The following is a 13,153-nucleotide window of genomic DNA, read 5'->3' as shown; positions in this document are numbered from 1 at the left end:
GAATGATTGGGTATCGAAACTCTACTTCATCAAATCGGGCCAGTCACCATTTAACAGTTGGCCGACACTCCCCTCTGCTCTAGTTCTGAAGGGATTGACAGCGCAACTGGCGGTGGCTCAAGCCTTCCTTTGGCTTCTGTGGAGTAGTCCTGCTCGATAGGCGGTAAGCGGATTTATCATCACAAAATGAAAATCTATTTGGGTTTTGCTGAATCTGCTGGTAACAGCAGTTGGATTAGACGGCACCAAGATTACTGAAGATGGGCAAGATAATCAGCAAATCGGCACCAGCGTGGAACAGAGCCGAGCCCCACAAACTGCCGGTCTTCTGCATTAGCCAGCCCCAAGCGATCGAAGCCAAGAAGCACGAGAAGAAAACCACCGGCGGAAAACCCTGCTACAACCGCGCGGACCTTGCCGATTGCTTCAAGGAAGCTCTCGACGATTCTCGCGACTACTACATGGTCGGCTTCTACGTAGACAAAGGTACGAAAGAGGGCTGGCACTAACTCCAGGTTAAGGTCGAAGGAGCTAACACTCGCTCGCGCAATGGCTTCCTGTTCCCTCTGCCCGAGCCCGAAAAGACCCGCGAACTGGATATCAACACGGCGGCTCAATCGCTGCTTCCAGAAGCAGGCATTCCTTTCAAAGGAGAGCGGACAACTACGCGGAAGAAGGGTGACAAGGTGTCGAACGCTCTCGACCTGCAGGTCGCCCCGGCGGCGAATGTGGTCGACCTCGAGCAGCGCAAACTCAACCTCGAGTTCCTCGCCATAGCACGTGCACGAGACGGCAAAGTCGCAGGCCAGGTTGTCCAGAGGATCAAAAAGGACCTGTCGCCGGAAGCGGTCGCAACGATTCAGCAGTCCGGCATCGACTACAAGAACACGCTCGACCTTCCGCCCGGAGAATACCTCGTCCGAATCGTGGTGCGCGACAACAACACGGGCCGTACCGGAGCCGTGAATTCATTCTTGAAAGTTGAGTAGGTACTGGGACCTGTCCTCAAGGTCTTGAGAGTCTCGCGATAGCAAGCAAGAACAGGCCATATCGTAATCTATCCAGCTACCCCGGATTGTTTATGGTATGCCGATATACCGCCAACTATTTGTCCTTGCACGGCGCGGACGCTATGCGCTCAGGTTCCGACCATTGAAAGTGTATAAACCCGATGCAATCTCGCCCCTTGGTCATGTATCGGTTTTCCTCTTGAAAAGGCTTATGGTCGATAACGATTCGCCACTTGCCCTTGAGAAAGCTGCCGTGAAGTTCAGCCAGCGAAAAACCACCTTTCGGAGTCTGCACCGTGACACCGAAGGTCTTCGCATTCCGAAATTCCTTCGGGACAACGAAGACAGTTTTGTCACCCTCTTTGATAATCTGCGGTTTTGCTTTCAACTCACCAGCATCGAGTTCGATGGATATATTTTTGCAGGGCTGCATTACTCCATCGACTTCACAGCCTGTTAGGAACACCCTGAGCGGCTCAGAAAGGTCGAGTCCAAAATAGGGGTCACACTCCGACGATCTGCGCGGAACGGTGATAGTCACTTCCAGCGGCAGACTCAGCGTGACCGTACCGTTTTCGTTCTTTGTGTCACACTCCGGCGAGAGGTCGAAGTTGAACTTGGTGAGGAATGTGGTGGGCTCGTGCTTTATGAATCGCCACGTTTTCACATTCTCCTGTGCTGCCCTAGCTAACATCGGCTGCCCATCAACGACACTAACATCGGCTACTTTCTCCCCATCAGTGACAACTCGCAGTGTCACGGTTCCGGCGATATGGGCGGATCGTGGCAAGGGTGGGTATAGAGGCGTTTCGGCCACTGTGACCGTTGGTACTGCTGTTTGCGCGTACACCGCCGACATGAATAACGGAGCCACAAGAACGAAGAGAAGAACGATGCGAGTCGGAGTTGGGTTCACAGTAGAAATCTACGCCCAACAACCAATGAGTTCCACGATTGTTGTCGGGAACAGGACTTATCACGCATTAATTCAACTTATGATTCAGTGCACATCATTAGCCAAGCCCATTCTCGCTTTGAGAAAATTCTTGTCAAGAGCCAAATATTGTCATTTTCGCCGCAATCTCCTCATTCCAATCGAAATATAAACGTAATTATCCCTTTGACAAACCCAAGTAGCTGGATATGATGGGAGAAGAAACGGCGAAATGCAATGTCTTCTCTAGTCTTCTATATTGATGAGAATCAAGCATATATCGCTACCGATACACTGGCTGTAAATACCGACGGAACGCCGCTCATGTTCACATCCAAGGCGTTCGTTGTCCCCCACCTCAAACTCATTCTTGCTGGTGTGGGCGCGGGTGGATTTCTCGGCAGGTGGTTTGTCCAGATGAGCGATAGATTGATCGCTCACGACATCGACAATGTTGACTACCACGCACCCAGTTGTCTCCGTCCGTTGTGGCAGGGGTATAAGCATGAATTCTCCATCCCTGACGGGTTTACCACTACCGTGTACCACTACGGATTTTCGAAACTGACAGGAAAGATTCACGCCTATGCCTATAGATCGGCTTCTAACTTCGAATCGGAACGACTTACACCTTACGGGCTCCGATACAAACCGGAGTGTGAGGTTCCAGCCGAGTACAACCTCCCAGCCGACTTGCCAAAAATCATGACGGCACAGCGGGCTGCCCAAGCCGTCAAGCCGAAAGAAGAGAGGTTATATATCGGAGGAGAGATACAGACATTCCATCTCACGAAAGACGGGTTTGGGATTTCTACCGTATATCGCTTCGATGATTATGAGGAAAACGAAAGAGTAATCTTCGGAAACTGCATTCCTATTTCTTCTTCTTGACGGGCCTACTAGTTCGCTTCTTCTTTGGAGGTTTCACTTTCAACAGGTCCGATATTGCGTCATCGAAGCGTAGGGGAATTTTAAGTTTTTCGCGCTTCATATGATCTGCTCCATCATGAGGCCATGTTCCAAGCCGTCTAGCTTATTAGAAGTCGTCACGATGTCGGCGCCCTTCTTCAGTATGCTCTGACTGCTTCTGCTCCACGGCTCACTATCTTCCTCGTCAAGCACGAGTCCTAATTTAAGGCGCGATTCTGAATTGACCGCGCGTACATCCCAACAATTAAATGCCCACACCTTGGCCAGCGCATGGGTGTTGTGGCCAGCAACCACCTTGACTGCGATGCCGGGATTCCCGTTAGGCGCAACATAGACATCAAAAGAGTGCTTTTCGATAGCTCCCTTTACCGCGCAATCTTCTTTGAATGTAATTTTGCGAGCCGTGAATATCTTTTTTACCTCGTCCACTACTTGACGCGCATGGACAACATGGTCGCGATGTAGAAGGTGCGCATCCCCAATCGTCTTGCATGTCTCTGCAAATCTCTGAATAGTGGTTCCCAGGTCGGCCTCGTTGCATTCCATAATCAAGTGATCCATGCGGAAGCCAGCGCCAAAATATTTCGCAATCTCTTCTGCCCTTTTCCTGAAATCGGAGGTGATCTTCTTTCCTGATTCGGAGAGATCGGACAGGGTTCTTGCCATATCCGAGAGAATGAACTTTCCGGGAGCAAACTCCGTTACCGTAACTTCGACTCGATGATTTGCCGCGATATGAAGGGGAATGGACAAGGCAATACTGTGCCTAGGTCCAGACTTTTCCTCTATCAGTTCTGTCTCAACCAATTTCTTATAGGCGCGGAGGTAGGCCTTGAGAACACGGTTATCTTTCGCCACGACGCTTCCTCCTTGCTTTTGGTTCCCCGACTGATATTTTCCATTTCTTCAGTCCCCATTCGAATAGTCCGCCGATGGAGGTGTCCTTCACCTTTGGACGGGCGTGTCGAATCACATGATCTTCGAACTCGTCTGTCCAGATATGCTCATGCCAACCGCGAACTATCGGCCCAGTCGGACAGTCATGTCTGATTGCATAATTGAGCCCACGGATACGAAATCTTCCGCGCAATTCCAATGCTGAACTTGGGTAGGGGCGGGGAATTCCACTCGGTGACTTCTTGGCCGTTGCCATTATCACGAGACCGCAGGGGCGACCCGTAGACACGCTGTAGACATCGGCTCTCATCTGAAACTCCCGCGAACTTCCTACTATGGGCGGAATTGTCTTTATGTACTTCCGTTCGCTGACTAGATATTCGGCCTGAGCCTCGGTCGGTCCGTCTGGTCGCATGGGAACTGCAAATCATACGTCCCGATCCGAGAACTCTGCAATTCGTTTTCGTTGCTGCTGTTTATGAGTAGATTTTCGGGCATGGCGCTTGCCTCCAACGTCTACCCATTGCTTGGTTCTTTCAGCATTAGGCGCTTTCCTTCTGTCGCCTTGATTGCCGACAATGTGCGCTCAACGTCCGACATATCGCGATTGTTGTACCGGAAGTCGAATTCGTTGAGGTACTGCTGAAGATATGCGCGTCCCACGTGGTGATACGTGCCATACAAACCACGCTTCAACAATCCGAAGTATCCTTCAACCGTATTGCTGGTGACGAGTTTGTCGCCTTCGCGCCGCGAATATTCCTTCTTTGCGTGGTTCACAACATCGTGATTCGGGAACTCATCCCGCATCCAGTGATAGATGGAAGCCTCGTCCGTCTGGATCGTGGTTCCAACTTCGACGTGCGCCTTCATAATCGGTTTGATGTTATCCAGCGTTACACGCTCCACGGGAAATGAACGAACACGGCTGCCCATTTCGCTGCGTTCCATCAGGGCCACAACCGGACGCTTCTTGCTGCGTTCGGGAGTGGGCATACCGGGATTGCCTTTTCCTCTCTCTTTCGGACCAACCCAGGTCTCATCAACTTCGACGATGCCCTTGAGTTTGTCCACCAATGGGTGCTGAGTCATAGCAAAACGCAGCCTGTGAAACAGGAACCATGCCGTTTTGTATGAACCCTTGTTGCCGTAGAAGGTGCCCATCATTCGATACAATTGATGTGCGCTCATTCCCTTCTTGCTAGAGCAGAGCAGATGAATCGCCAACAACCATTTATTCAGCGGTACGTGTGAATCCTCGAAAACCGTTCCAACTGTGACCGTGAACTGCTCACGGCATCCCGCGCACTTCCAAACTCCGGGGCGAACATGCTTGTCCTTTTTTGAGTCGCGAGGCTGCAACCGATAGGCGTTATTGATCTCGCCGCAGTGCGGGCAAACCGGACCATCGGGCCAACGCTTCGCTTCGAGGAATTGTCTTGCCGCTTCTGCGTCGAAGAAGTGCGCCGCAATCGTCTTTTCCGCTCTCTGTCTCATTGCAAAGTACCTCATTACACGAAGTACTTTACCTCATGAATTTGGGTTTGTCAAGGGGATAATTTCGAATATAAATCTCGCCCCGATGTCACAGTAGCCATACCCAACCTGCTATTCTGAAAATAGAGAGACCAGCGGCCGTCCCACCGGGCGGCCGTTTGTCTTGGTCGGGTTCCGTTTTTCGGTCCTCCCGATCTTCCGTTCATTGATGTTTTTTCCGTGCCCTGCCCTTGTCGCCCGCAGTTGGCGACAGGGTGGGGATTTTGACTTTGCTTTTACTTTCGCATTGCTGAGGAGCTGAGCAGCTCAAGTAGCCGTTCTCAACCGCACACTTTCCCTTCCCAAATTCTTGAACCCAAAGGGAGAACTCCTATTTTCAGATTTAAGTTCTTTCCCATCAGCGCCCTACCGTGAAAATTTCCGTAAGTGGCTGAAAAGAGGACACCGCAAGAATAGGGGGTGGTTAAAGGAACAAGGGTTTGCCAGGTTGCAGACACCGCTTGCGCGAATCAGCCCTCCAGGAATCTGCGAGAGCCACCTCGACTCTACCTGCGGTTATCCGTCTGCGGCTCAGGATGGATGAGCACGCGGAACAGTTGCGGCGCGGCCTGTTTGAACCGGATTTCGAGCGCGGTTTGGATGTCGTGGACGCGAGAGAGCGGCAACTCGTCCTGCATAGTGACATGGCAGGAGAGGAACAGATGCTCGCGCACCCGCTTCAGGATGATCTCGTGGACATCGACAACGTCCGGAAAACCCGCGACGATGTCCTTGAGCGAGCGTTCCAGCGTGCGGTCCTGCACGATCTCGTCGCTGGTCTCGATCGTCGCCGGTTCGCTCTCGATATGCGTGAGGATCGACGAGATTTCCGGCACGGACTCGCGAATGTCGGCCTCCAGCGCCGTCACGTGATCGTGCGCTTCCAGCAGTGAGAGTTTCTCGTCAAGTTCCACGTGCTGCTCCACGTGAAGCTGCCCACCGAGGTCCTGCACGCTGACATCGTGCACCATCAGGTTGTGCTTGAGCGCCGCGGCGCGAATGCGGTCGAAGATGTTCTCCGTGTGCAGCGCGCGTGGAACGGCGTTCACAAGCACATCGACGTCCTTGAGGATCGAACGGATCTTCTGCGTCACTTCGGCGACGATCTGTTCGGAACGCTGGAACGTCGCCGTGCGCGCCAGTCCGACCGAGAGATCGGCGAAGTAACGGTTCCCTGCCCGCCGAATGCGCACCCGGTCGACCTCGAGTACGCCCGGAACCGCCTCGACGGCATTGATGATGTTGTTACGCACACCGGCGGGCGCGGCGTCGAGAAGCGCATCAATGGTCTGTCGCGCCAGTCGCCAGCTGACGTAAACGACCACGCAGGCCACGAAGAGCGCCGCCACCGGATCGGCCTTCTGTAGCCATGGCAGGTTGTATTCGCGCCCACCCCAGACCACCGCGAGACCGAGGATAACCACGGAACTCGACCAGATATCGGTGGAGAAATGCAGGGCATCCGCCTGGAGCGCCTGGCTATCGTACCGGTCCGCCACCCGCTTGAGTGCCCTGGAGCGCCACGCATCCACGCCAATGGAGATGAACATCACGACGAACGCCCAGACGCTGGGCTCGATCTCGACCGAGTGGAAGAACAAACGCTTGAAGGCTTCCCAGACGATCCAGATGCACGTGAGCAGCAGCAGGCCCGTTTCGATGAAGGCCGAGAAATTCTCGACCTTCCCGTGACCATACTGGTGATCAGCATCTGCAGGCTTGTCACTCACGCGAACGGAGAGCAGCGTGACCACAGCAGCGATCAGGTCAAGCGAGGAATGCAGAGCTTCCGAGAGGATGCCGAGGGATCCAGTGGTGAAGCCGACGATAAACTTGAGCCCGGTTATCAGCAGGGCCGCGTAGACAGACCGCGCCGCCACACCGCGCTTTTCGGCTCGCATCGCCTCGGCATTGAAGCTTGCATCCACGCCTTGAGATTACCTTGAGACGGGCATTGCGCCAACCCGGAAAACAGGTACGAGGATCCAGGTACGAGTACAAGCGGCAGTAACGAACATGCACTTAAGATTCCTCGCAGTTGCTGATCTCGCACCTCGTACCTCGTCGCTCGCACCTCTTTGTGCTACGATTCGTTTCGCCTGCTCTTCTCTTAGCTACCCGAACCAGGCGGAGGTCCCAACGCGGTTCGATGGCAGACGATCGTCAGTCCATCATCATCACCGGAGTGTCTGGAAATCTTGGTCAGCGCCTGTTGCCGCTGCTCGACGATTTCAAGGTGGTCGGCGTCGATCTTCGGCCTCCTGAAAACGCCTCGCTGGCGCGGTTCGAGTCCATGGATTTCGGCAGCGAAAGCTGCGTGCGCAAGCTCATTTCCCTTATTAATGACAGCAGCGCCTGCGCCGTTGTGCATCTCGCTTTCGTCCTCGACCCTGTTCGAACCGGAGTTCTGGACGTCGATCGCATGTGGCAGATCAATGTCGCCGGAACTACGCGGGTGACCGAGGCCATCGCCGTCGCCAACCGCTATGGAGCCGCCGTCACCCGCTTCATCTTCCCCAGCAGCGTTTCGGCTTATGGACCGGAAACGCCTGGTCCGGTAAAAGAGGACCATGCGCTGGGCGCGCATACGCTTCCATACGCAATTCACAAGATGGAAGCCGATCGCGTGGTGCAGAGCCGCTACGAAAGCCTCGGGCACTTCACCACCACGTACATGCTCCGGCCGCATATTTTTACGGGAGCGAGCATGCAGAATTACATGGTCGGAGCGCTGCGCGGGACTCCGCTGGGAAAGAGCAAGCGCGCGGAAAAGATGCGTGCGAAAGGGACGCGGCTGCCGCTGATGCTCCCCTTTGGGGATCGATATCTCAATAACAAGCTGCAATTCGTTCACGTGGACGACATGGCGCGCCTGCTGGCCTGGCTGCTGCGGCGTAGCCCCGAGGGAAACCGCCTGCACATATTGAATGTGGCGGGGCGCTGCGGTTCGGTAACGATTCCAGAGTGCGCCAGGGTGGCACACGCAAAGATCATTCGGCTCCCCAAGCCGGCGTGCGAATTCCTGCTCCGGAAGCTGTGGGAGTGGGAAATCTCTTCCATTCCGCCGGAGGCACTGCCGTATATGATCGGCTCATACACGATGGACACCACGCGATTGCAGGAGATGCTGGGAGCCGACTACGCGAAAGTGATCCAGTACACCGTGCGTGACGCTCTTGCGGACAGCTTTCGGACGACGGAGGATAATCGTCAGGCATCAGAACAACCAACGGTCGCCACCGGCGTCTGATACCTGAAGCCCTGTTCCTAGTCTTTCAGCTTTCTCGTCCAATCTCTCAGGTTCGTCAACAATTGCTTGATGAGCTTGGCTGCAACATCATCGGACAAGTTGCCCTCCTTGTCGAACTTCTGCGACGCGTTCGCGATCATCACTTCAGGCTGATTTACCGCGTACATATTGAGGAAGACGAACATCTGGCGGAGATGATACTGCGCTCGCGCTGTTCCGAGAGCGCCAACCGAGGCGCCCATTACGGCCACTGGCTTGCCGTTCCATGCATTCTCGCCGTAAGGGCGAGAGGCCGAGTCGATTGCGTTCTTCAGAACACCGGGAACTGAATAGTTGTATTCCGGGGTGGCGAAGAGGATGGCATCAGCAGCATGGATGCGCTGCTTGAACTCCGAGACTTTTGGTGCAGGGTTGCGTTCTTCATCCTGGTTGAACGGCGGGATTCCGGTGATATCGAAGATTTCGATTTCGGTTCCTTCGGGCGCGAGTTTCTGGGCGGCTTTCAAGGCCATCTTGTTGTATGACTCTTTGCGCAAACTCCCGGCAATTCCGAGGATATTGACGGTTTCAGACATGTACTTGTCCCTCCGTATGACGAGAGGTTGGATGTGCGGCTAAGCAACGAGTCGCAAATTATTTGTTGTAACAGATAAAGCTGAGGGGACGCGAATTCCGCAGGTGGACGCGGATCTTACTTCTTGCCCCAATAGAGTCCGGCGATTCCGAAGGTATATGGAGTATAGGCGGCTTGGCGCAAACCCGCGGCGCGCATGCGTTGTAGCATCTCCGTTGGCTCCGGGAACTTTTCCACGGAGGCCGGAAGGTAAGCATATGGGCCTCGTACACCGGAGATCATCGTTCCAACACGCGGAAGCACCTGCTTGAAGTAAAAACGGTAGACCTTCCCGACCGTGCCCGTTGGCTCGCCGAAGTCGAGGATGCCGATCTCACCATTGGGACGCAGGACCCGCACGATCTCGCGCAGACCAGCATCGTAGTCGGCGAGATTGCGGAAACCAAAGGCCGATGTCACGAGATCGAACGTATGGTCGGAGAAGGGCATGTGCAGGGCGTCGGCTTCGACCCAGCGGATTGGGGTTCTCTTCCCCTTGCTTTCGGCGCGACGAAGCATTTCGCGAGCAAAGTCGGCTCCGGTGATCGCGGCCCTGCTTCCTTTCGTCTGGCGATAAAGCGCGAAGGTCATGTCGCCGGTGCCGCAGCAGAGATCGAGCACCTCGGCCTCATTGCGGCGAAGGATGTGGCGGAAGCGACGAGCGGTGCGCCACCACCACAGGCGGTCGACATTCATAGAGAGCACATGGTTTAGCAGGTCGTAGCGGGGCGAGATGGTGTTGAACATCTCGCGGACAGCGTTGGCGGCCGACTGCTGGTCGTCTGTACCGGCGGGTCGCGCTCCGATGGTCTTGGCGGGTTCGGTCATCGGCATCATGCTTGTGAAAGGTATCGCAATTCTTCGACAGCTTGCAGCACCGCGCGCTCGGGGACGTCTTTTGTGACTTCGACCTTGCCGATCTCGCGTGGAAGTATGAAGTGCACCTTGCCGTCGACTGTTTTTTTGTCGCTGGTGAGGCGCTTGAGAATGGCCTTGGGGCGCACATCGACTTTAGGCAGCGGCGCGTAAGACAAAACTGCGCTGATGATGCGCTGCGCTGTGCGTGGATCAGTTAGCTGTAAACCGACAGCGATCATCGCGGCGGCAACCATGCCCCAGGCGACGGCTTCGCCGTGGAAGAAGTGCTTGTACTCGGTTTCAGCTTCGAGCGCGTGGCCGATAGTGTGGCCAAGATTCAGAATGCGGCGAAGGCCATGCTCCTGCTCATCGGCAGAAACGACGGCGGCCTTTACGCGCACGCTCTCCGCTATCAACCACTCCAGAGCGGCGGCATCGCGCCCGAGAATTTTGTCGCGATTCTGTTCCATGAATTCGAAGATGCGAGCGTCCTGGATGATCCCGGCCTTGAGTGCCTCAAACAAGCCCGACCGAAATTCCCGTTCGGGCAGGCTCCGCAGAACGCCGGGATCGATGATCACCATTCGAGGCTGCAGGAACGTGCCAAGAAGGTTCTTCCCTTCCTCAAGGTTCACGCCGGTTTTGCCGCCGACCGAGGCATCGACTTGCGCGAGGAATGTAGTGGGCACCTGCACGAAAGAAATACCGCGCATGTAGATGGAGGCGAGGAATCCTGCCATGTCGCCCACAACGCCGCCGCCGAGCGCGACGATCACAGAATTGCGATCGGCGCCGAGTTTCACCATGCGACTCCCAGCGGCTTCGATGGTGGCTAGGTTCTTGCGGCGCTCGCCATCGGGCAGCTCGACGAAATGATGTTCCAGCTTCGCGCTCTTGAAGCTATCGGAGATGTATTTTCCGTAGAGCTTGCGCAGCTTGGGAACGGTAACAATGTAATAACGCTGCACCTTCGGCATCAGCTCGTGGATGTAGACGCCGGAGGATCGCAGAACGCCGCTCTCAATGAGGGCGTCGTAAGGCTGCGAGGCGGTTTGTATGCTTACGCGGATCAAACGTCTATCTTACCTGAAGGCAGGGCTCCGCATTATCGAGGCTCCGGCAGCTCGACTATACTGCGTCCGTATTCACCGCATTCTCCGCGTGCTAGTATTTTCTTTCACCATGAAGACAGCCGCCGAATTCGACTACATCATTGCAGGAGCTGGCGTAGCAGGTCTTCGTGCCGCAATCGAACTGGCCGCTTCCGGGCGTGTTCTCTGCCTTGCCAAGCGCGAACTGAGCGAGTCGAACACGCAATACGCTCAGGGCGGAATCGCCGCGGCGCTCAGCGACGAAGACGAGATCCAGCTTCACTTCCAGGACACCATCAATGCCGGAGACGGACTGGTCAATCCTGACGCTGCGCACGTGCTCGTCGAAGAAGGTCCGGTACGTATCGAAGAACTGATCAAGTGGGGAACTGAGTTCGATCGGCAGGGCACGAAACTCGCGTTCACACGCGAGGGAGCGCATAGCCGAAATCGTGTGCTGCACGCGCATGGAGATTCTACCGGCCGCGAAATTGGACGGGCTCTTTACGCGCGTGCTTCAACGATCAAGAACATCACATTCCGCGAATTCGGTTTCACAAGCGAACTGCTGGTTGAGAATGGTCGCGTTTGCGGCGTTTCCCTGCTGGAGGAATCGGGCGAGCATCGCGAAATCCGTGCGCGTGGTGTGCTGCTGGCGACCGGCGGACTTGGCCAGGTTTATTCCGACACGACGAATCCTACGGTCGCGACCGGTGATGGCGTGGCGATGGCGTGGCGCGCGGGCGCCGAGATCAGCGACATGGAGTTCGTGCAGTTTCATCCGACGTGCCTGTATCATCCGAAGGCGAAGTCGTTTCTCATCAGTGAAGCAGTTCGCGGCGAAGGCGGGATTCTGAAAAATCTGGACGGCATGGAATTCATGAACGACGCGCATCCGATGAAATCGCTCGCCCCGCGCGACATCGTGGCCCGGGCGATTGACAGCGAGATGAAAAAAACCGGCGCGGACCATGTGCTGCTGGACATCACCCACCAGCCGGCAAAATTCATCATCGAGCGGTTTCCGAACATTTACCAGACGTGCCTGCGGTACGGCATTGACATCACCAAGGAACCGATTCCCGTCGTGCCCGCCGCGCACTACCAATGCGGCGGTGTGGTAACGAACGTGGACGGCGAGACGGACATTGCCGGGCTTTACGCCGTGGGTGAAGCAGCCTGCACCGGGTTGCACGGCGCAAACCGGCTGGCGAGCAATTCGCTTTTGGAAGCGCTGGTTTGCGCTCATCGCGCGTCGGCCAAAGCGCTCGCCGCCCGTTACCCGTCACCCGTCACTTCCCAAATTCCGCTGTGGCAATCCGGCAAGGCACATAACCCGGACGAATTGGTTGTGGTGTCTCACAACTGGGACGAAATCCGGCGATTGATGTGGGACTACGTGGGCATTGTGCGCACGAACAAACGGCTGGAACGCGCGGCCAAGCGCATCGCGAATCTGCAGGAGGAAATCCGTGAATATTACTGGAATTTCATTGTGACCAGCGATTTGCTGGAGTTGCGCAATATTGCCACCGCGGCGGAGTTGATTGTGCGGTGCGCGCAGTTGCGGCCCGAAAGCCGCGGTCTGCATTACAATCTGGATTATCCGGGGACGAATCCCGACTGGAGGCAGCGGGACACAGTCCTAAGAAAATCTTGAAAAAATGCGGATGCCGGATACGCTGTTAGGGTTGCGCGGTTAGCTCAGCGGTAGAGCACCAGTATCACACACTGGGGGTCGCAGGTTCAAAACCTGCACCGCGCACCATTCTGCAAATTCATTTTCTAATCCTTCCCGTGGGCGGCAGTAATCGCCAGCCAAAGCCAGCCGGCCAGAAAACTGGCTCCACCGATTGGCGTAACCGCACCGAGCCAGCGCACGTTGGTCGCGGCCAGCAGATAAAGCGAGCCGGAGAAAATGACGATGCCCGCCAGGAAACACCACCACGGTCCCACAGCCAGCGGCTTCCGCTCCGCCAGCACAAACAGCATGACGGTGTGAATGAAATGGTAAAAGACAGCCGTTTCCCAAAC

13 protein-coding genes and 1 tRNA gene are annotated in these 13,153 nt (G+C 55.5%); 5 read left to right on the top strand and 9 right to left on the bottom strand.

The genetic code is table 11. The features are described 5' to 3' along the window. Positions 1-251: 251 nt before the first annotated feature. Positions 252-617 (bottom strand): hypothetical protein, encoded by a 366-nt coding sequence (locus ROO76_09545; GenBank protein MDT8068393.1) that lies wholly within the window; start codon positions 615-617, stop codon positions 252-254. 69 nt (positions 618-686) lie between these two features. Between ROO76_09545 and ROO76_09540 the strand changes: the two genes are divergently transcribed. Beyond that, positions 687-989: a hypothetical protein gene (locus tag ROO76_09540; GenBank protein MDT8068392.1), complete on the top strand. Its 303-nt coding sequence runs from the start codon at positions 687-689 to the stop codon at positions 987-989. 115 nt (positions 990-1,104) lie between these two features. Here ROO76_09540 and ROO76_09535 read toward each other — a convergent pair whose 3' ends face one another. Then, positions 1,105-1,827 carry an energy transducer TonB gene (locus ROO76_09535; GenBank protein ID MDT8068391.1) on the bottom strand — a complete coding sequence of 241 codons (723 nt, stop codon included), beginning with the start codon at positions 1,825-1,827 and terminating at the stop codon, positions 1,105-1,107. 354 nt (positions 1,828-2,181) lie between these two features. On the opposite strand from ROO76_09535, the gene ROO76_09530 reads away from it, so the two are divergent. Further along, complete coding sequence (locus ROO76_09530; GenBank protein MDT8068390.1) at positions 2,182-2,835, top strand: hypothetical protein; 654 nt, start codon at positions 2,182-2,184, stop codon at positions 2,833-2,835. 96 nt (positions 2,836-2,931) lie between these two features. Here the strand turns inward: ROO76_09530 and ROO76_09525 are convergent, their stop codons facing one another. The 3 genes from ROO76_09525 to ROO76_09515 all read right to left on the bottom strand — a co-directional run bounded on the left by ROO76_09525 (position 2,932) and on the right by ROO76_09515 (position 7,235). Further along, complete coding sequence (locus tag ROO76_09525; GenBank protein MDT8068389.1) at positions 2,932-3,732, bottom strand: DUF1828 domain-containing protein; 801 nt, start codon at positions 3,730-3,732, stop codon at positions 2,932-2,934. Between the two features lie 555 nt (positions 3,733-4,287). Beyond that, on the bottom strand, positions 4,288-5,268 hold the full coding sequence (locus ROO76_09520; protein ID MDT8068388.1) for an IS1595 family transposase: 981 nt from the start codon (positions 5,266-5,268) through the stop codon (positions 4,288-4,290). Between the two features lie 545 nt (positions 5,269-5,813). Next, positions 5,814-7,235 carry a cation diffusion facilitator family transporter gene (locus ROO76_09515; GenBank protein MDT8068387.1) on the bottom strand — a complete coding sequence of 474 codons (1,422 nt, stop codon included), beginning with the start codon at positions 7,233-7,235 and terminating at the stop codon, positions 5,814-5,816. Positions 7,236-7,456: 221 nt separating this feature from the next. On the opposite strand from ROO76_09515, the gene ROO76_09510 reads away from it, so the two are divergent. Next, the gene (locus tag ROO76_09510; protein MDT8068386.1) at positions 7,457-8,557 is read left to right on the top strand and encodes an NAD-dependent epimerase/dehydratase family protein; all 1,101 of its coding nucleotides are present in this window, start codon (positions 7,457-7,459) and stop codon (positions 8,555-8,557) included. 17 nt (positions 8,558-8,574) lie between these two features. On the opposite strand, the gene ROO76_09505 is transcribed toward ROO76_09510, so the two are convergent. From ROO76_09505 to aroB, 3 genes are all read right to left on the bottom strand, one after another. Further along, the gene (locus ROO76_09505; GenBank protein MDT8068385.1) at positions 8,575-9,132 is read right to left on the bottom strand and encodes an NAD(P)H-dependent oxidoreductase; all 558 of its coding nucleotides are present in this window, start codon (positions 9,130-9,132) and stop codon (positions 8,575-8,577) included. A 116-nt stretch (positions 9,133-9,248) separates the two neighbouring features. Then, positions 9,249-9,998, bottom strand: coding sequence for a bifunctional demethylmenaquinone methyltransferase/2-methoxy-6-polyprenyl-1,4-benzoquinol methylase UbiE (ubiE, locus tag ROO76_09500; protein ID MDT8068384.1), 750 nt, complete (start codon positions 9,996-9,998; stop codon positions 9,249-9,251). Positions 9,999-10,003: 5 nt separating this feature from the next. Beyond that, entirely contained in the window at positions 10,004-11,101 is a 1,098-nt protein-coding gene (gene aroB, locus ROO76_09495; GenBank protein MDT8068383.1) for a 3-dehydroquinate synthase, read from the bottom strand. Positions 11,102-11,210: 109 nt separating this feature from the next. Between aroB and nadB the strand changes: the two genes are divergently transcribed. Both nadB and ROO76_09485 read left to right on the top strand, forming a co-directional pair. Next, a complete protein-coding gene (nadB, locus tag ROO76_09490) occupies positions 11,211-12,779 on the top strand; it encodes an L-aspartate oxidase (protein ID MDT8068382.1) in 1,569 nt (522 codons plus the stop codon). A 33-nt stretch (positions 12,780-12,812) separates the two neighbouring features. After that, positions 12,813-12,887: transfer RNA gene (locus ROO76_09485), tRNA-Val, on the top strand. 17 nt (positions 12,888-12,904) lie between these two features. Here ROO76_09485 and ROO76_09480 read toward each other — a convergent pair. Then, positions 12,905-13,153: DUF423 domain-containing protein (locus ROO76_09480; GenBank protein ID MDT8068381.1), on the bottom strand; the 249-nt coding region annotated here is incomplete at its 5' end.

Source organism: Terriglobia bacterium (assembly GCA_032252755.1).
Taxonomy (GTDB): domain Bacteria; phylum Acidobacteriota; class Terriglobia; order Terriglobales; family Acidobacteriaceae; genus JAVUPY01.
Note: the sequence above shows the minus strand (reverse complement) of the source record. Positions and strands in the feature narration are given on the sequence as shown.

Bases quoted from the DNA above. Each gene is read 5' to 3' on its own strand.
- ROO76_09530 (MDT8068390.1), top strand. From the start codon at position 2,182: ATGTCTTCTCTAGTCTTCTATATTGATGAGAATCAAGCATATATCGCT.
- ROO76_09520 (MDT8068388.1), bottom strand. From the start codon at position 5,268: ATGAGACAGAGAGCGGAAAAGACGATTGCGGCGCACTTCTTCGACGCA.
- ROO76_09510 (MDT8068386.1), top strand. From the start codon at position 7,457: ATGGCAGACGATCGTCAGTCCATCATCATCACCGGAGTGTCTGGAAAT.
- ROO76_09505 (MDT8068385.1), bottom strand. From the start codon at position 9,132: ATGTCTGAAACCGTCAATATCCTCGGAATTGCCGGGAGTTTGCGCAAA.
- ubiE (MDT8068384.1), bottom strand. From the start codon at position 9,998: ATGACCGAACCCGCCAAGACCATCGGAGCGCGACCCGCCGGTACAGAC.
- nadB (MDT8068382.1), top strand. From the start codon at position 11,211: ATGAAGACAGCCGCCGAATTCGACTACATCATTGCAGGAGCTGGCGTA.